The organism is Sorangium sp. So ce590, from assembly GCF_051521365.1.
Classification (GTDB): Bacteria; Myxococcota_A; Polyangia; order Polyangiales; family Polyangiaceae; genus Sorangium.
In genome coordinates, this window is record NZ_CP150346.1 from 5,676,556 (window position 1) to 5,692,159 (window position 15,604).

15 protein-coding genes are annotated in these 15,604 nt (G+C 73.4%); 11 read left to right on the forward strand and 4 right to left on the reverse strand.

Annotated elements, in window-relative coordinates; genetic code table 11:
• Positions 1 to 214 precede the first annotated feature (214 nt).
• From WMF28_RS21040 to WMF28_RS21075, 8 genes are all read left to right on the forward strand, one after another.
• Complete coding sequence (locus WMF28_RS21040; protein ID WP_437604050.1) at positions 215 to 1,327, forward strand: polyprenyl synthetase family protein; 1,113 nt, start codon at positions 215 to 217, stop codon at positions 1,325 to 1,327.
• Positions 1,324 to 2,412, forward strand: a complete 1,089-nt coding sequence (mvk, locus tag WMF28_RS21045) for a mevalonate kinase (RefSeq protein ID WP_437604051.1) — start codon at positions 1,324 to 1,326, stop codon at positions 2,410 to 2,412. The genes WMF28_RS21040 and mvk overlap by 4 nt, the downstream gene beginning before the upstream one ends.
• Entirely contained in the window at positions 2,409 to 3,422 is a 1,014-nt protein-coding gene (gene mvaD / locus WMF28_RS21050) for a diphosphomevalonate decarboxylase (protein WP_437604052.1), read from the forward strand. Before mvk ends, mvaD begins: the two co-directional genes overlap by 4 nt.
• Positions 3,419 to 4,435 (forward strand): hypothetical protein, encoded by a 1,017-nt coding sequence (locus WMF28_RS21055; RefSeq protein WP_437604053.1) that lies wholly within the window; start codon positions 3,419 to 3,421, stop codon positions 4,433 to 4,435. The genes mvaD and WMF28_RS21055 overlap by 4 nt, the downstream gene beginning before the upstream one ends.
• Positions 4,436 to 4,919: 484 nt before the next feature.
• Positions 4,920 to 5,840, forward strand: a complete 921-nt coding sequence (locus WMF28_RS21060; protein ID WP_437604286.1) for a hypothetical protein — start codon at positions 4,920 to 4,922, stop codon at positions 5,838 to 5,840.
• A gap of 134 nt (positions 5,841 to 5,974) precedes the next feature.
• The gene (locus tag WMF28_RS21065) at positions 5,975 to 7,228 is read left to right on the forward strand and encodes an AAA family ATPase (RefSeq protein ID WP_437604287.1); all 1,254 of its coding nucleotides are present in this window, start codon (positions 5,975 to 5,977) and stop codon (positions 7,226 to 7,228) included.
• Complete coding sequence (locus tag WMF28_RS21070; protein WP_437604054.1) at positions 7,225 to 8,022, forward strand: hypothetical protein; 798 nt, start codon at positions 7,225 to 7,227, stop codon at positions 8,020 to 8,022. Before WMF28_RS21065 ends, WMF28_RS21070 begins: the two co-directional genes overlap by 4 nt.
• Before the next feature lie 247 nt (positions 8,023 to 8,269).
• Positions 8,270 to 9,034, forward strand: coding sequence for a phosphoenolpyruvate--protein phosphotransferase (locus WMF28_RS21075; RefSeq protein ID WP_437604055.1), 765 nt, complete (start codon positions 8,270 to 8,272; stop codon positions 9,032 to 9,034).
• A gap of 183 nt (positions 9,035 to 9,217) precedes the next feature.
• On the opposite strand, the gene WMF28_RS21080 is transcribed toward WMF28_RS21075, so the two are convergent.
• Together WMF28_RS21080 and WMF28_RS21085 are read right to left on the reverse strand one after the other, a co-directional pair.
• Entirely contained in the window at positions 9,218 to 9,943 is a 726-nt protein-coding gene (locus tag WMF28_RS21080; protein WP_437604056.1) for a nucleotidyl transferase AbiEii/AbiGii toxin family protein, read from the reverse strand.
• Positions 9,930 to 10,175 (reverse strand): hypothetical protein, encoded by a 246-nt coding sequence (locus tag WMF28_RS21085; RefSeq protein ID WP_437494337.1) that lies wholly within the window; start codon positions 10,173 to 10,175, stop codon positions 9,930 to 9,932. Before WMF28_RS21085 ends, WMF28_RS21080 begins: the two co-directional genes overlap by 14 nt.
• 117 nt (positions 10,176 to 10,292) lie before the next feature.
• Here WMF28_RS21085 and WMF28_RS21090 point away from each other — a divergent pair, with 117 nt between their 5' ends.
• The gene (locus WMF28_RS21090) at positions 10,293 to 11,105 is read left to right on the forward strand and encodes a DUF4150 domain-containing protein (RefSeq protein ID WP_437604057.1); all 813 of its coding nucleotides are present in this window, start codon (positions 10,293 to 10,295) and stop codon (positions 11,103 to 11,105) included.
• Here WMF28_RS21090 and WMF28_RS21095 read toward each other — a convergent pair whose 3' ends face one another.
• Entirely contained in the window at positions 11,106 to 11,411 is a 306-nt protein-coding gene (locus WMF28_RS21095; protein WP_437604058.1) for a hypothetical protein, read from the reverse strand.
• 828 nt (positions 11,412 to 12,239) lie between these two features.
• On the opposite strand from WMF28_RS21095, the gene hisC reads away from it, so the two are divergent.
• A complete protein-coding gene (gene hisC, locus WMF28_RS21100) occupies positions 12,240 to 13,331 on the forward strand; it encodes a histidinol-phosphate transaminase (RefSeq protein WP_437604059.1) in 1,092 nt (363 codons plus the stop codon).
• Positions 13,322 to 14,476, forward strand: a complete 1,155-nt coding sequence (locus tag WMF28_RS21105; protein ID WP_437604060.1) for a tetratricopeptide repeat protein — start codon at positions 13,322 to 13,324, stop codon at positions 14,474 to 14,476. The genes hisC and WMF28_RS21105 overlap by 10 nt, the downstream gene beginning before the upstream one ends.
• Before the next feature lie 2 nt (positions 14,477 to 14,478).
• On the opposite strand, the gene WMF28_RS21110 is transcribed toward WMF28_RS21105, so the two are convergent.
• On the reverse strand, positions 14,479 to 15,432 hold the full coding sequence (locus WMF28_RS21110; protein ID WP_437604061.1) for a hypothetical protein: 954 nt from the start codon (positions 15,430 to 15,432) through the stop codon (positions 14,479 to 14,481).
• Positions 15,433 to 15,604 lie beyond the last annotated feature (172 nt).

Consider the following 15,604-nt stretch of genomic DNA (forward strand, 5'->3'; position numbering starts at 1 on the left):
TTCGGTTGCGGCGAGGCTCGGCGCGCAACTCCAGAGGAGCGATCTCGCAGGGAGCCTGCGCGCGGCGCTCCCGGCCCGCGACGCGGCCCCCCCACATTGCAGGACCCAAGCCACCTCGGAGGCGGCGCGGAGCGGCGCGACTCACCGCGCTATCCGCCCTTTTTCGGGCGAGATTGACCGGCTCGCGCGCGGCTCCTAGGCTGCCGCGCATTCCATGACAGCGCACACGAAGGACGGAGAGAGCGCGCCCCGCGCCGGTGATCGAACGCTCGAAGGGACGGAGGACCCGGGCGCGCGCCTGTTCCTCGACTTCCTCTCCTCGATCCGCCCCCGCATCGAGGCCGCGCTCGAGCAGCGCTGGCGCGACAGGGTGAGCCACGTGCAGCGCTACGGCCGCGAGGTCGCGGCGATGGCCATGGAGGCGAGGAACCTCACCCTGCGCGGCGGCAAGCGGTTCCGCGCGGGCCTGCTCGTCGCCGCCTACCAGGGCGTCGCGCCGGACGCGCCGCTCGAGCCCGCGATCGACGCCGGCGTCGCGCTCGAGCTGCTCCAGACGTACCTGCTCATCCAGGACGACTGGATCGACGGCGATACCGTCCGGCGGGGGGGTCGCACCGTGCACGTCGCGCTGACCGAGGTGCTCGGCGATCCGCACCTCGGGGCCTCGTCCGCGATCCTCGCGGGCGATCTCACGTGGAGCCTCGCGCTGAGCGCGCTCGCGGGCGCCGAGGCGCCGCCGGCGAGGGCGCTCGCGGCCGTGCGGCTGTTCTGCGCGATGCACGAGGACGTCGTGATCGGGCAGCACCTCGACATCGTCGGGCGGGCCGAGGACGTCGAGCAGATGCACGCGCTCAAGACCGGCAGCTACACGGTGCGCGGCCCGCTCGCGCTCGGCGCCACGCTCGCCGGCGCGCCGGCCGAGACCGTGGCGGCGCTCGAGCGGTTCGCGGCGCCGGTGGGCGTCGCCTTCCAGCTGCGCGACGACCTCCTCGGCACCTTCGGGAGCGCCGCCGCGACGGGCAAGCCGGTCGGCAACGACCTGCGCGCCGGCAAGCGCACCGCGGTGCTCGCGTCGGCCGAGGGGCGCCTCGACGCCGCGGGCCGGAGCGCCGTCGAGCGGGCGCTCGGCCACAAGGACGCGAGCGACGACGCCGTGACGGCCGCCACCCTGGCGCTCGAGGCGTGCGGCGCGCGGCGCGCGGTCGAGGAGCGGCTCTCCGCCCTGTGCGGCGAGGCCGAGGTCCTCGGGCGATCGCTGCCGGTGAGCGCGTCGGCCCGGCAGATCCTGTGCGGCGCGGCGAGCGCGCTCCGGTGGACGGGCGCATGATCGAGGCGCTCGGCCAGGCGTCCGGCAAGGTCATCCTGCTCGGCGAGCACGCGGTCGTGTACGGAGCGCCCGCGCTCGCCGCCGGCATCGAGCGAGGCGCCCGCGCGCGCGCGACGCGCGTCGACGCGCGGGCGAGCGCGCTCCGGCTGGGCGGGCGCGAGCACGGCACGGCGCCGGCCGAGGGGGACATCGCGCACGCGTTCGCGGCCCTGCTCGACGCGCTCCCCGGCGCCGGCCCGGTGCGCGTCGAGGCGGAGAGCGACCTGCCGCCCGGCGGCGGCCTGGGGAGCTCGGCGGCGCTCGGGGTCGCGATCGCCCGTGCGGTCGCCGCGCTGGCGCGCGGGTCGATCGAGGCCGCCGCGCCGGCCGAGGCCGCGGTTCCGGCCGAGGCCGCAGTTCCGGCCGAGGCCGCGGTTCCGGCCGAGGCCGCCGCGCCGGCCGCGTCCATCGCGCCGGCCGCGTTCACCGCCGAGGCCGTGGTCACCGCGGCGGCCGCCTGGGAGCGCGTGTTCCACGGCAACCCGTCGGGCATCGACACGACGGCGGCGGCGCGCGGCGGGTGCTTCCGCTTCACCCGGGCGCACGGCGCGAGCTCCGTCGCCCCGCGCGACGACCTCTGGCTGTGCGTGGGCTCGACGGGGGTGCCGTCGTCCACGCGCAGCATGGTCGAGCTCGTGGCGAAGCTCTTCGAGCGCAAGCCCACGCTGGCCGAGACCTCGGTCGCCGGCATCGCCGCGCTCGTCGAGAGCGCGGCCCTCGCGATCGAGGCGGGCGACGCGATCGGGCTCGGCCGGCTGATGGACCTCAACCAGACGCTCCTCGCCGGGATGTTCGTCTCGACCGAGGCGATCGAGACCCTGTGCAAGCTCGCGCGCGAGGCCGGCGCGCTCGGCGCCAAGCTCACCGGCGCCGGCGGCGGCGGCTCGGTCATCGCGCTGCTCCCGCCCCCGCTGCCCGGCGGCGCGGCGGCGACGTCGAGCGGCGCGGCACACCGCGTGCTCGCCGCCTGGCGCGACGCGGGGTACAGCGGCTTCGTGACCCGGGTGAAAGCGGGCACGAGGACGGGGGTGGAGGAGCAAGCATGAGCGCCGTGAGCCGGGCGACCGCGATCGCCCATCCGAACATCGCCCTCGCGAAGTACTGGGGCAAACGGGCCGACGGGCACAACCTGCCCGCCGTGCCGAGCCTCTCGGTGACGCTCGCCGGGATGGCGACGACGACGGAGGTCGTCTTCGACCCGTCGCTCGATCGCGACGAGCTCCACCTCGGCGGCGCGGCCCTGCCGCCGGACTCGGGGGCGACGCGCCGGGTCGCCGGGCTCCTCGACCGGGTCCGCGCCGCCTCGGGGCGGCGCGAGCGCGCCCGCGTGGTCAGCCACAACGACTTCCCCACCGCGGCGGGGCTCGCCTCGAGCGCGTCGGCGTTCGCCGCGCTCGCGCTCGCCGCGAGCGCCGCCGCGGGCTTGCCCACCGCGCCCGCCGTGGTGAGCGACCTCGCGCGGAGGACCTCGGTCTCCGCCGCGCGCTCCGCGTTCGGCGGCTTCGTCGAGCTCCGCGCCGGGCGCCCCGGCGACGAGACGCTCGCGGCGACGCCGCTCGCGCCCGAGGGCCACTGGCCGCTCGCGGTCGTGATCGCGGTGACGCGCGAGGGCCCGAAGGAGGTGGGCTCCAGCGAGGGCATGCGGCACACCGCGACGACGAGCCCGTATTTCCCCGCCTGGGTCGACGCCGCGCCGTCGCTCTTCGACGTGGTCCGCGCGGCGGTCCTCGCCCGCGACTTCGCCGCGCTCGGCGCCGCGGCCGAGGCGAGCGCCCTGTGCATGCACGCCTCGAGCATCGCCGCCTCGCCGGGCCTGCTCTACTGGACCGGCGCCACCGTCGAGGTGATCGCCGAGGTGCGCAGGCTCCGGGGCCAGGGCATGCCGGCGTTCTTCACCATCGACGCCGGCCCGCACGTGAAGGTCTTCACGGCGCCCGAGGCGCAGGCCGCCGTGGAGCGCGCGCTGCTCGCCGTCCCCGGCGTCCTCCGCACCATCTCGGCCGTCCCCGGCGGCGGTGCCCGCCTCGTGCCTCTGGCGGGGAGCGCGGGCGCGTGATCGTCCGGGCGCCTGGCAAGCTCGTCCTCTCGGGCGCGTACGCCGTGCTCGAGGGCGCGCCCGCGCTCGTGGCCGCGGTCGATCGGTATGTCGTCGCCGATCCGGCGCGCCGGGCCGACCTCGTCACGGAGGAGGTCCAGGCGGCGATCGACGCGGGCGCGCTCGACCGGGCGGTGTGGTTCGACGCGTCCGCGCTTCGTTCGTCGGCGGCGGCGTCGGCGGCGCCGGAGCCGCGGGCGGCCTCGCCGGGCGCGCCACCGTCCGGGGCGAGCCGCAAGCTCGGCCTCGGCTCGAGCGCGGCCATCCTCGTGGCGACCCTCGCGGCGCGCGCGGCGGCGTCCGCGCCGACCTCGACTGCCGCGGCGGCGGCGTCCGGCCGGCCGATGCCCGCCTGGGACGTCCGCGCGCTCTTCCTTGCCGCGCTCGCGGCGCACCGGCGGGCGCAGGGCGGGGGCAGCGGCGTCGACGTCGCGGCGAGCGTCCACGGCGGCGTGCTCTGCTGCCGGCTCGGGCCGGACGGCGAGCTCGCGGTGACGCCGCACGCGCTGCCGGGCGGGCTCGCGATCGAGGTCTTCGCCAGCGACGCCTCGGCGCGCACGAGCGCCATGCTGGAGCGCGTGCGCGCGCTCGCCGCCCGCGAGCCGGCGGCGCACCGCGCCCTGCTGGACGCGGCCGCCGGGGGCGCACGCGCGGCGGCCCTTGCCACGGACGCCCGCGCGCTCGTGGCCGCGCTGGATCGCCAGGTCGATGCGCTCGCCGAGCTCGGCGACCGCGCGGGCGCGCCGATCGTCACCCCTGCCCTCGCGCGCCTCCGCCCCGCCGCGGCCGCCGAGGGCGCAGCGCTCGCGCCGAGCGGCGCCGGCGGCGGCGACGTCTCCCTTTACGTCGGCGGCGCGCCGCCCTCGGCGGCCTGGCTCGCTGCGGCGCGCGCGGCCGGCCTCGAGCGTGTGCCCATGTCGCTCGGCGCCCCCGGCGTCCACGTGCTGGACGCAGCTCCTCCGCCGCACGCCTGAGCGCGCCCCCTCACCGATCGTGCGCCCCGCGGTGTCGCGGCGCTTGGCACGGAGCCCGCTCTGCTCGCTCCGGGCTCGACCGCGGCGCTGCGCTCCGGCGACGCACCGCGGGCCTTCGCGAGGCCTTCGAGATGCGAAGAGCGAGACAAGCATGAGATTCGTGGAGCTCGTGATGCCGCAGCGCCGCCACAAAATATTGAATTTTCATGATGTTACCTCATGGGCGGCCGATGAGCGCGGCGGGCTCTGGGTCCTCCGAGGCGGGCTGTGCGGGCTGGTGGTCGCCGGCGGGGGCTCGGCGAGCGTGAGCTGTGTTCACAGCGCGCCTGCGCGGGGCGCGCGCTTTCGCGCCGAACGCCCGACCGGCTGTGTCGGCCGCGGGGGGTGGTGAACGGGGCGAGGTGGCACGAGGACCAGAGGACCAGGTGGTGAGGAGGGGGGCTCCATGACGACGTGCGATCGAGAGCTTTGCCGATTGGAGGATGTGCTTGGCGCCAGCATGGCCGAGTCGCGGGCGACGCTGGCCGCGTTCGGCGTCCAGGTCGCACCGCTGCGGAGGCGCACCGCGCGCACCTACCTGGGGCGGGTGATGGTGCACCCGTACAACCTGCTCGTCGTGGGGAGCGTGCTCCTCCTGAGCTTCATCGGCTGGAGCCCGCTCCTCTTGCTGTTCGGCCTCGGGGCGGAGCTCGTGATCCTGTGCATCATCCCCTGGCGCGGCTACTTCCGGCGCAGCATCGACGCGCAGCTCGACGAGGCCGATCGGGCGGCGTGGTCGCGGGCGCGCGAGTCGCTGATCCGGCAGATGGACATCCGGCACCAGCAGGAGCTCGCGCGGCTCGACCGGCTGATCGATCGCACCCGCGAGAATATCCGTCGCCGCGGCGGCTCCGTCCCGCTGTTGCTCGACGACGGCTTCGGCCTGAGCCGCCTGCTCATGAGCTACATCCGCCTGGCGATCGCGCACAAGGCCGGCCAGGAGTCGCTCGCGATGACGAACCACAGCGAGCTCATGGAGACGATCCGGTCGCTCGAGACGCTCCGGAGCACGTCGGCGGGGCGCGCGCGCGGGCTGTCCGAGCGGCGGCTCTCGATCGCCTACCGGCGGGCCGAGTGCTGGAGCCGGACCCGCGAGGGGCTCGATGTGGTGTCGCAGAAGCTCGCGACGATCCTGGAGCTCATCCAGCTGATGCACGAGCAATCGATGACGCCCGTGGACTCGCCGGCGACCTGCGCGGAGATCGACCGGTTCATGCGCGAGCTCGACGGCTTCGACAGCGGCGAGAGCACGCAGCGCGAGCTCGAGGAGCTCGACATGGACATGGACAGGGCGTTCGAGCTGGAGGAGCTCGAGGCCGAGCACACCCAGCACAGCCGCCCCGCGATGCGCCTGGTCGCGCGCTGACGGCGGGCGGGCTGGCCGGTGTGATCACCCGGCGATTCGGGGCGGGTGTCCGGCCGCTGCGCGCGGGCAGCCGCCCGCTGCGCGCGGGCAGCCGCGGTTGACGGCACAGCGCGGCCGGCTAACGTCGGCGCGTGATGCTGAAGCTCAGGCGACTGCGGATCGAGAAGTTCCGGGGCGTGGCACCGGGCACGGAGCTCCGGTTCTCGGACGGCCTCAACGTGCTGCTCGGCCAGAACGGGACCGGAAAGACGACGCTGCTCGAGCTGATCTCGATGGTCGTGAGGTCGGATTTCAGCGGCCTCGCCAGGGAGGAGTTCGCCGTCGAGTACGAGCTCGCGGTTCCGGGAGAAGCGACGGTGCTCGTTGCGATCGGCAACAAGGAGCAGACGAGCTTTGTAGAGACAACGCCTCGCCCCCAGATTGACCTATCGGAGCACTGGCGCCCTGCTGCGGACGTCACGATCGAGGATTCGTCCTCTGGAACTCGCCGCCGCATCCGGTACGACGTCGAGCGTAGACTCACGATCGGAGATAACCAGCCGATCGGAGCGGGTCGGGTGTTCTCATGCCTCGACGCAGGATTCCTTTGGAACTACATGCTGGAGACTCCTGAGTTCATGGGCTCCATCTTCGACAGGGTCTTCGCTGGGAGCTCCGCGCGGCGATTCGACGAGTCACTGGAGCTGTTCACGTCGCTAGCTGGGTCGAGTGACGCTCACGAGAGGGTCGTCGTTCGTCGAGGAAAGGAGCTGATAGCTGGAGCTGGCTCCGTTCTCCTGCCGGAGCCCCTCCTCCGACAGCTGGCGCCGATGTACGAGCGGTCAAGGTCTGACTACACCTTCAAGCACGCTGATCTGGACTTCCTTGCCACCATCAAGGGAATCATGGGGTTCGACGCCGCCGAGCTGAAGGTGGACGTGACCGAACGGCACCCGTGGGGCGAAGATTCCGAGTACGTGACGCTCGGGGGTCTCGTGTTCCGGTTCTGGTGGGAGGGCGGCGAGTTCATCACCCACACGCGCCTGAGCTACGGGCAGAAGCGCCTGCTCACCTTCTTCTATTACCTCGCCTGCAACGACGACATCGTCATCGCCGACGAGCTCGTGAACGGTCTGCATCACCACTGGATCACGGCGTGCGTCGACGCCATCGGAGAGCGTCAGGCGTTCTTGACGAGCCAGAACCCGCTCCTGCTCGACTACATCCCCATCACCTCGCCCGAGCAGGTCCGTCATAGCTTCGTCCTGTGTCGCGGCGAGCGTAGCGGCGGCAGACCGGCCTGGAGCTGGGCGAACATGCGCGCAGAGGATGCCGCGGAGTTCTTCGCCGCGTACGAGGTCGGCGTCGAGCACGTGAGCGAGATCCTCCAGTCGCGGGGCCTGTGGTGACTCCGGAGGATACCCGCCTCTCGATCGTGATCCTCACGGAGGACAGCGGCAGGGACGGTCGCGCGACCGTCGAGGCGCTCGTCGGCCGGATGCTCGAGGTCGTCGTTCCCGGCTACGGGCGCCATCGCGTCGACTTCCTCCCGAGCGAGCCGATGGAGGAGGAGGCGATGCGCGGCAACGTCTGGAAGACCGACGGCAAGAACCCGCGCGAGCACGAGCGACGCGTCCGGCTGCTGAAGTACATCGCGCGCAAGCTCCTGTCGCCCGGCACGTTCGTGATCTTCCATATCGATGGGGATCGGCCGTGGGCCGAGCGGGACACCAGCGAGAACATCGCGAAATTCGACCGGAAGGTCCTCATGCAACTGCCGCAGGTCGTCGACCGCGGTCGCGCCAATGCGCCTCGGACCAGGCTACGAACCAAGGGCGACGCCGAGCCGCCTGCTCCCGTACTGCAGATCGAGCATCTCCTTCTCGTCTGCCCGTTCCGGAGCATCGAGGCGTGGCTCTACCAGAACGTTCGACGCGCGAGCGAGATCTGCCGCCGTGAGCACGGGGGCCGCCACGTCGGAGACATCGAGGCATGGGAGGGAAAACGTGCGGAGCTCGATGAGCTGCCCGCGCCCGACCAGGCGCTGTGCCTGAAGAAGGCACACAACATGGAGCTCGCATCCCGTGGATTTCCCGCGCAGCTCGCCTATGACGTGAGGAAATCGTTCGCCGAGAGCGTGGATCGCATGGGTCGGTGCGGCGCGCTGCGCGCTGCGCTCGAGCGCACGCGCGGCTGGGAATGACGCGGCCGCTGCACCTGAGGCGCCTCCGACGGCGACGATGACCTCGGGCGCGTCGCCGCGTCGCCGACGCGCCCCGGGGAGCCACCACCGCGTCGCCGACGCGCTCCGGGGAGCCACCGCCGCGTCGCCGACGCGCCCCGGGGAGCCGCCGCCGCGTCGCCGACGCGCCCCGGGGAGCCACCGCCCCCCATGGACGCAATGCTGCCCCGCGCTCCCACGCCCGCTCGGCCGTGATATCCCTGCCATCATGAGAAAAGCCGCGTTTCTCGCCCGCCGGCTCACGCCGGCCGGGTGCATCATCGCAGGTACGAAGCTCGCCGCTCATCGAGAGGCGCTCAGATCCAGGAAGACCAAGCTCGCCCCCAAGGTCGACGCAGCGGTCCAGTCCGTCATCGCGCGCACCGAGGCCGTCGAGGCGCTCGGGAGCACCGACGCCACCATGACGGAGATCGACCGCGGCGCCGACCGGTGCATCTCCGCCTTCGGCGCCCAGCTCGACGGCATCGAGCGCGCCTTCGACCACGACGACATCCTGCCGGTGGGCCATGGACAGGCCGCGCGCCGGGCCGACGCCGCGCTCGTGCGCTCGGAGGTGCTGTCGTCGGGAACGGGCTTCGTCAAGCTCGTGTACTCCCAGCAGTGGGTGCGCATGAACGCGATGGTGAAGGCGCTCGACGGCAAGGACGTGAAGGCGGCGGTGGAGCGCCTCGGCCTGGGGGCCGAGGTCGATCGCCTCCGCCGCTGGACCGCGCTCTACGGCCAGAAGCTCGGCGTCACCGAGGCGAAGGGCGCGGATCCGGCGATCAAGGCGGTGGAAGCGTGGCACGAGGCCTACGGCACCCTCATGGTGCAGGTGCACGCGGAGTACGACGACGACACGGACGAGACGCACGCGCTCCTCCGCGACCGCCTCCTCTCGCCCTACGAGGACGCGGCGGAAGAAGAGCGGCGCGCCGAACGGGCCCGCGCCGCCAGCGCCAGGAAGAAGAACGAACCCGAGCCGATCGTCTAGAGCTCCTCTCCCGCACGGTCGCCCCCCGATCGCTCCCGGCTCCACGCCACCCTCCCCCACTCGCCGTGCGCATTCACGTGTCCCGTGCCTCGCGCACGATCGCCCTATCGTCCTCCCTCCTGGCGCCGCACGCCGACCCGGGTGATGCGCGCTTTGGGGCGTACCTGGCCAGCCCCGGGCAGGCTATTGCTCCCGCTGGTTCGTGTGCGCATCGAGGTCGGAGAGCAGCGCGCTCACGCCGCGCAGCACGTCGTCCGTACCCTCGACGTCGAGCCCCGCGAAGCATCGCCCCTGGTAGCTGGGCTCCGAGAGGAACCGCTCGGCCGCCTTGCGAAGGTCGTGGAGCGGCGCGGACTTGTAAGCGCTCTCTGCGGCGGCCCAGGCCGCCTCCGGGATCGGCCCGTGCGAGACGCGCAGCACGGCGAGATCCACGAGATCGCGCGAGAGCTCGTCTCGATCGGCCCAGCGGTCGGAGTTCGCGAGGAGCTTCTCGGCGAACGCATCGGTGACGGACAGGAGAGGCACGGGCGTCCATGCGGCCTGCGCGGCGGGGCCGAGCGCGATGCGCGCCTCGCGGATCATCTCCACGCGGATCGACGTGCCCCCCACGACGACCGGGAAGCGCAGGCCGTACTGATCCGTGCGAATTTCCCGAGGAAAGCCGAAGGTGGCCCGCGCGGACGCGGGGAAGAGCGCGTCGTACCCGCGCTCTCGCACCGCGAGGCGAAGCTCCGCGTACCCGCTCGGGTCGGAGCACACGAAGTCGAGATCGCGCGACAGACGGTACTCGCCGTGCGCCAGCGCGAGGCACGTCCCACCGCCGAAGCGGAAGGATGTCCGCGCGAGCGCGTTCGCATCGAGGGCGTCGAGCACGCGCGCCATGGTGCGGTAGAGCTCACGCCGGAACATCGAGCACGCTCCCGAAGCGGTGAATGAGCGCCCGCACGAACGCGGCCTCCTCGCCGGAAAGATCGGCCGTCACGCCGCGATTCCGCCACCCGCGCTCGTAGCGCTGGAGCATCTCGATGGCGGACAGCTCACGCCAGCGGGCGTCGAACCAGGACAGGCTCTCCAGGAAGGGGAGATCCTCCGGTACGACGAGGTCGGCAGCCGCGCCGCCTTCGGGGTTCATGGCGCTCATCGCCCGGGGAGTATACCGCTCCCTCGATCCCCTCCCCCACGCTCGCGACGACGGTGGACTGCAGGGACGAGCGCGCGGTCGTGGCCGCCTCCCCGCCCGTGAGAGCATGCCAGGGCCATGGGTAAGGTCACTGCCCTCCACCTGAACACCGTCACGGGGAAATCCGGACACCAGATGACCGGCATGGCCGTCAGCGTGTGCCTGACCCCGGCCGCGCCCAGCCCATTGCCCATCCCCTACCCGACCATGGGCACCGTCGCCGAGGGGATCATCGACCCGTGCATGCGCACGAAGATCGAGGGCGCGAAGATCCTCACGGTCGGCGGCTGCATGAAGGCGTGCCACGGCAACGAGCCAGGCACGCTCAAGGAGGTCGTCAGCCTCAACACCGGCGGGCCCTGCTTCCCCTGGCTCGGCGCGCCCAACGTCCTCCTCGAGCTCGGCATGGCCGGCATCACCGGCAGCATGGGCCAGATGAACAAGAGCATCACCGTCGGCGCCGGCGCCAGCGCAAGCAACGCGAGCGGCGGCGGCGGCGGCGACGGAGCCGGGGGCCCGGGCGGGGGCGGGCCGCAGGGCGGAGGCAACGGCGGCGCCGGCGGTGGCGGCAGCAACGACGGCGCGGGACCGCCCAGCCCTCCGGCGCCGCCCGGCGCTGATGGACAAGGCAAGGCTGGCCACCCGGTCGACGTGAGCGCAGCACCGCCGGCTCGGGGTCGCGTACGAGATCGATGCGCGGGGAGACCTGGTCAAGGTCGTGGACTCAGGCGGCGTTGCCGTCGAGTACCGCTATGCGGTGGCACGCCCACGGTGGGCCAGGTCAGCACGCCCAGCTCGCAGCACGCGGGCTCGTGGAGCGATCCCACGGCGCCGACCGGGCGCGGGTCGCACGGCGGCGGCTTCCCCGGCGCACCGCCGCACCAGGACTGATCACCGGGACGCTGGCGCCTTCGCGAGGACCTCGGCGTTCTCGACCCACGCTGCGAAGACGGGCAGCTTGCTGCGCCGGGCGAGCACGAGGACCAGGAACGGCATGGCGCAGCTGAAGCGCCGCGGGGGTGACATCAGGCCGAAGGAGCGCGGCGGCGAGAGCGCCTTTGCGCCCCCGTCGTCGAGGCGAAAGCGGATGACCTGCTCGAGAGGGCCCAGGCGAGCGCGCCCGAGGGACGGACTCTCGAACACGCGGTCGGCGAGCTCGCTTGTGCGGGCGGCGCACGCGATGTCGATCACCGGCATGAACAGGCCCTCGTCGGCGGAGAAGCGCGCGCGGGTGCGCGTCGTCTTCTTGAAGAAGGGAGAGCGCGCGGCTGATCGTGCGCGCTAGCGTCGATCCGGCGGGCAATGTGGCCACGAGGATCCTGACCTCGGGCTCGGCCGCGCGGAGCTCGACGACGAACTGGTTGTATGCAGCGTCGATCTCGTCGTCCGAGAGGCCCACGAGCTCGGCGTCCGTGTAGCGGGGGAAATGCACGAGTGCCTGGGTTGCCCGCGCCTGCCAGACGGATTCGGGCTCGCCCGGGCTCGACCACACGCCGAAGCAGGGGACCTGAACGCCGTGGTGCGATCGAGGGAATGGAGCGCGGGCCAGCGGAGGATCGAAGCGCGGGTGCATCGCGAAGCCGCTCCACAGGGGGTGGTAGACGGCGAAGGCGGTGGGCGGCATGGCGACAAGGGAGTTTAACCGCGGACGCCTGCCGCGCGCCGAGCAACGCCGGCCCAGGCCCCGCCGGCTGCGCGAAGCTCCGCGCCCTGCGCCCGCCCTCACCGCTCACGATCTCCACAAATCCTGCCCAACGCGCGCGACCGACCAGGGCACCTCGGCGGCGCGCCGCACGGCGAACGCCTTCCCGTGGCTCGCTCCTCCAGCGGGAAGTCCGGCGAGGAGATCAGGTTCAGGCCTGGAACGATGGGGGACGACAGCGACGGCACGAGCACGGTCGCACGGCGGATCGTGGGCATGAGATCACCTGGCATCGCACGTCGAGATGTTCCCGCTCAGGCGCGGGTAGTATACCGCTCCCCAGCTCCCCTCCCCCCCCGCCCGCGACGACCGTGGACCGAGACATGCCGCTGCCCGACTTCCTCCCTGCGCTGCTCCGCCCGGAGCTCGCCGAGCTCCACGCCTACACCCCGGTCGCAGGTCACTTCCCCGTGCGCCTCGACGCCAACGAGAGCCCGCCGCTGCTCTCGGCCGAGGCGCGGGCCGCCCTCGCGCGCGCCGCGGCCCCCGAGGACTGGGGCCGCTACCCCGACGCGCGCCTGATCGAGCTCCGCGAGGCCATCGCCGCCCGCTGCGGCGCCGAGCCCGACGAGGTCCTCGCCGGCGTCGGCTCCGACGAGGTGATCTCTATCGTCCTCACCGCGCTCAGCCGCCCGCGGCCCGACGCGCACGCGGCGAGCATCGTCACGGTGAGCCCCACCTTCGTCATGTACAAGCTGAGCGCGCGCGCGCGGGGCATGCGCGCCGTCGAGGTCCCGCTCGACGCCGGCTGGGATCTCGACGTGGCGGGCCTCGTGCGCGCCGTCGAGTTCGCGCGCCCGAACGTCGTCTTCATCGCCTCGCCGAACAACCCGACGGGCGCGCTCATGTCGGAGGACCGGCTCGAGGCGGTCATCGCCGCGGCGAAGGACGCCCTCGTGATCCTCGACGAGGCGTACATCGACTTCGCCCCGCGCGACCAGCTCGCCCTCTGGCGCAAGCACCCGAACGTCGCCGTGCTGAGGACGCTCTCGAAGATCGGCCTCGCGTCGCTGCGGGTCGGCTGGCTCCTCGGCGACCGGGCGCTCGTGGCCGAGCTCGACAAGGTCCGCCAGCCCTACAACATGCCCGTCCCGTCGCAGCGCGCCGCCACCTACGCCCTGCGGGAGCTCGGCGGCGAGCTCCACCGCGCCGCCGCGACCGTGACCGACGAGCGGGAGCGCCTCGCGCGCGGCCTGGCCGAGCTCGGCCTCTCGGTCGCGCCGAGCCACGCGAACTTCCTCTGGGTCGGCACGCGCCGCCCCGCCGGGGAGGTGTTCGAGGCGCTCGCGGCGCGCGGCGTCCTCGTGCGCAGCTTCCACGCGGCGGGCGGGCGCCTCGCGCACCGGCTGCGGATCACCGTCGGCCTCCGCGAGGAGAACGATCGCCTCCTCGCCGAGATCGCCGCGTGCGCGTAGCCCTGCCGCGCTCCGCCGCGCGGCTCGCGGCGCTCGCGGCGCTCTCGTTCGGCGCCGGCTGCGCCGCGCCCCGGGTCGCGCGCTCGGTGGACGGCCAGATCATCGAGGGCCGCCAGATCGGGCCGCACGCCTACGCGCTGTACGCCATCGGCGCCGAGTCCGAGGCGCGCGGCGATCTCGCGATGGCCCTGCAGGCCTACGAGCTGGCGGAGGACAGCGATCCCGAGAGCGCGGACATCTGGACCCGGGTCGGGTCGGTGCGCTGCCGCCTCGACCGCCCGGAGGCGGCGGACGACGCGTTCGAGCGCGCCCGCGCGATCGATCCCGACTACGAGCCGGCCCACCGCGAGCAGGCGCGCTGCGATCTCGCGGCGGGGCGGCTTCTGGCGGCGCTCGGGCGCGTCGACCGGGCGATCCTGCTCGATCCGGATCGCGACGACGGCATCCTGCTCCGGGCCGAGATCCTGCGGCAGCTCGGCCGGACCGAGGACGCGCGCCTGTCGTTGCGGGCGCTCCTCGTGCGTCGCCCCTGGTCGGCGGACGCGTGGCGCGAGCTGCGCGCGGTGGCCCTGGGGGCCGGCGATCGCGCGGCGGCCGAGGAGGCCGCGCGGCGCCTGCGCGAGCTCGCGTCGCGGAGGGCTGCCGCTTCCGGGCGGCCGCTGCCTCCCCGGGGGCCGCTGGCCGAGCTCGACGAGGCGCTGGTCCTGGGGCAGCTGCGCCGCGCCCGCCGGCTGGCGCGCGACGCGGATCTGCCGCCCGCCGAGATCGCCGTGCGCGCGGCCGCCCTGGGCCGCGTCGCCGAGGCCCGCGAGCAGGCCGAGCTCGTCTCGGCGGCCGACCCGGCGAGCGCCTCGGCGCTCGTCGCGCTCGCGGCGGCGGCCGATCTGGGCGGCGATCTCGAGGCGCTGACCCGCGCCTGCGACGCGCTCAATGCGCCCGCGGGCGGCGGCGCCGCGGTGCCCCCCTCGCGGCTCGCCCGGCTCCTCTTTGCCGAGCTGCTCTTGCGTCGCGTCGGCCGCGACGCCGCGCTCGCCTGGCTCGGCCCGCCTCCGCCCCCCGCGCCCGGCGCCCGCGATCCGCTGTCGCATGCGATCGAGCAGCGCGTTCACCGCGAGCTCGCAGGGGGCGCGCCGGCCGCGCCCTGAGCTCACTGCGACGGCTTCGCGCTCTTCTTCTCGTTGTGCTTCTTGAGATCGAAGTTGAGCTCGAAATCGAGCGTGTTTTCGCCCTCCTTGATCTCGATCTCCTTCTTCACGTCCTGCGCGATGGCTGGCAGGAGGGCGGCGGTGAGCACCTTGCCGACCGGGATGTTCTTGATCTCGAACTTGCCGTCGAGGCCGGTCACATCGTGGGTCGCGAACTTCAGCACGAAGACCTCGGCCTTGAGGAACGGCTTCGGCATCTTGTCCACGAGCTGGTAGTAGCCCGGCTGCGGGGGGTGGAACGGCACGGCTTCGCCTTGCGGCATGGCGACGAGGACGGCCATGAAGGGGACGCCCTCGAGGTTGGGCATGTAGGGTTCCAGCGGGTCGAGGTTCGCGACCTCGAGCCGCTGTCCGAAGGTCATGGCCACGGTCCGGGTCGAGAACGCGCAGCCGTGGATGGTCACCTTCTCTGCCTCTTCGCGCTCGGGCACGTGGCCGCTGTAGTTGACGACGGTGACGAGCGCGTCGGCGACGGCGTTCTGCTGCCCCACCCGGAAAAGCCTCCCGTAGGTGGCCGCTGCCTCACCGCACTTGCCGATCGGGAAGCTGAGCCCGGTGTCCGGCGGCGGGTCTCCCTTGATGGTGACCCGTCCTCGCAGCGTCCCCGTGGGCCCGCTGTACGGCGCTCGCCCCCGCGGGTTCATCACCTTCAGCACGGCTTCCGAGGTCAACGAGATCGTGGACAGCGCAGCCGGCGCCGCCTGCGCGCTCCCCGCTGCGCCGGCGCTCGCCGCGCTCCCTGCCGGCGCCGCGCTCTCTGCCGGCGCCGCGCTCCCCGCGGGCGAGCCTCCGCCCGTGTTCCCCCCCTGACACCCGAGCGCCCCGAGCAGCGCCACGCTTGCCGCCCGCATCCGCCAGTTCCTCGCCGTCTTCTGCATCTTCTCACCGTTCCGCATCGGCGCCGACTTTAGCAACTCGCGCGCCCCGCGCAGCATCGCGGATTCGCTCCAGAAGGACGCGACCGCCGCTGGCGCCGGTGCCATCGTTGCCAAATCAGTTGGCAGCGCGCGACGCGCGGCGCGCTGCGTCGCGCCGCATCCGCCTCCGCGACCGTCGCGCTTCCTCGCG

Bases quoted from the DNA above. Each gene is read 5' to 3' on its own strand.
- WMF28_RS21110 (WP_437604061.1), bottom strand. From the start codon at position 15,432: ATGCGGAACGGTGAGAAGATGCAGAAGACGGCGAGGAACTGGCGGATG.
- WMF28_RS21085 (WP_437494337.1), bottom strand. From the start codon at position 10,175: ATGAGCGCCATGAACCCCGAAGGCGGCGCGGCTGCCGACCTCGTCGTA.
- mvaD (WP_437604052.1), top strand. From the start codon at position 2,409: ATGAGCGCCGTGAGCCGGGCGACCGCGATCGCCCATCCGAACATCGCC.
- hisC (WP_437604059.1), top strand. From the start codon at position 12,240: ATGCCGCTGCCCGACTTCCTCCCTGCGCTGCTCCGCCCGGAGCTCGCC.
- mvk (WP_437604051.1), top strand. From the start codon at position 1,324: ATGATCGAGGCGCTCGGCCAGGCGTCCGGCAAGGTCATCCTGCTCGGC.
- WMF28_RS21080 (WP_437604056.1), bottom strand. From the start codon at position 9,943: ATGTTCCGGCGTGAGCTCTACCGCACCATGGCGCGCGTGCTCGACGCC.
- WMF28_RS21040 (WP_437604050.1), top strand. From the start codon at position 215: ATGACAGCGCACACGAAGGACGGAGAGAGCGCGCCCCGCGCCGGTGAT.
- WMF28_RS21065 (WP_437604287.1), top strand. From the start codon at position 5,975: ATGCTGAAGCTCAGGCGACTGCGGATCGAGAAGTTCCGGGGCGTGGCA.
- WMF28_RS21075 (WP_437604055.1), top strand. From the start codon at position 8,270: ATGAGAAAAGCCGCGTTTCTCGCCCGCCGGCTCACGCCGGCCGGGTGC.
- WMF28_RS21090 (WP_437604057.1), top strand. From the start codon at position 10,293: ATGGGTAAGGTCACTGCCCTCCACCTGAACACCGTCACGGGGAAATCC.
- WMF28_RS21095 (WP_437604058.1), bottom strand. From the start codon at position 11,411: ATGCCGGTGATCGACATCGCGTGCGCCGCCCGCACAAGCGAGCTCGCC.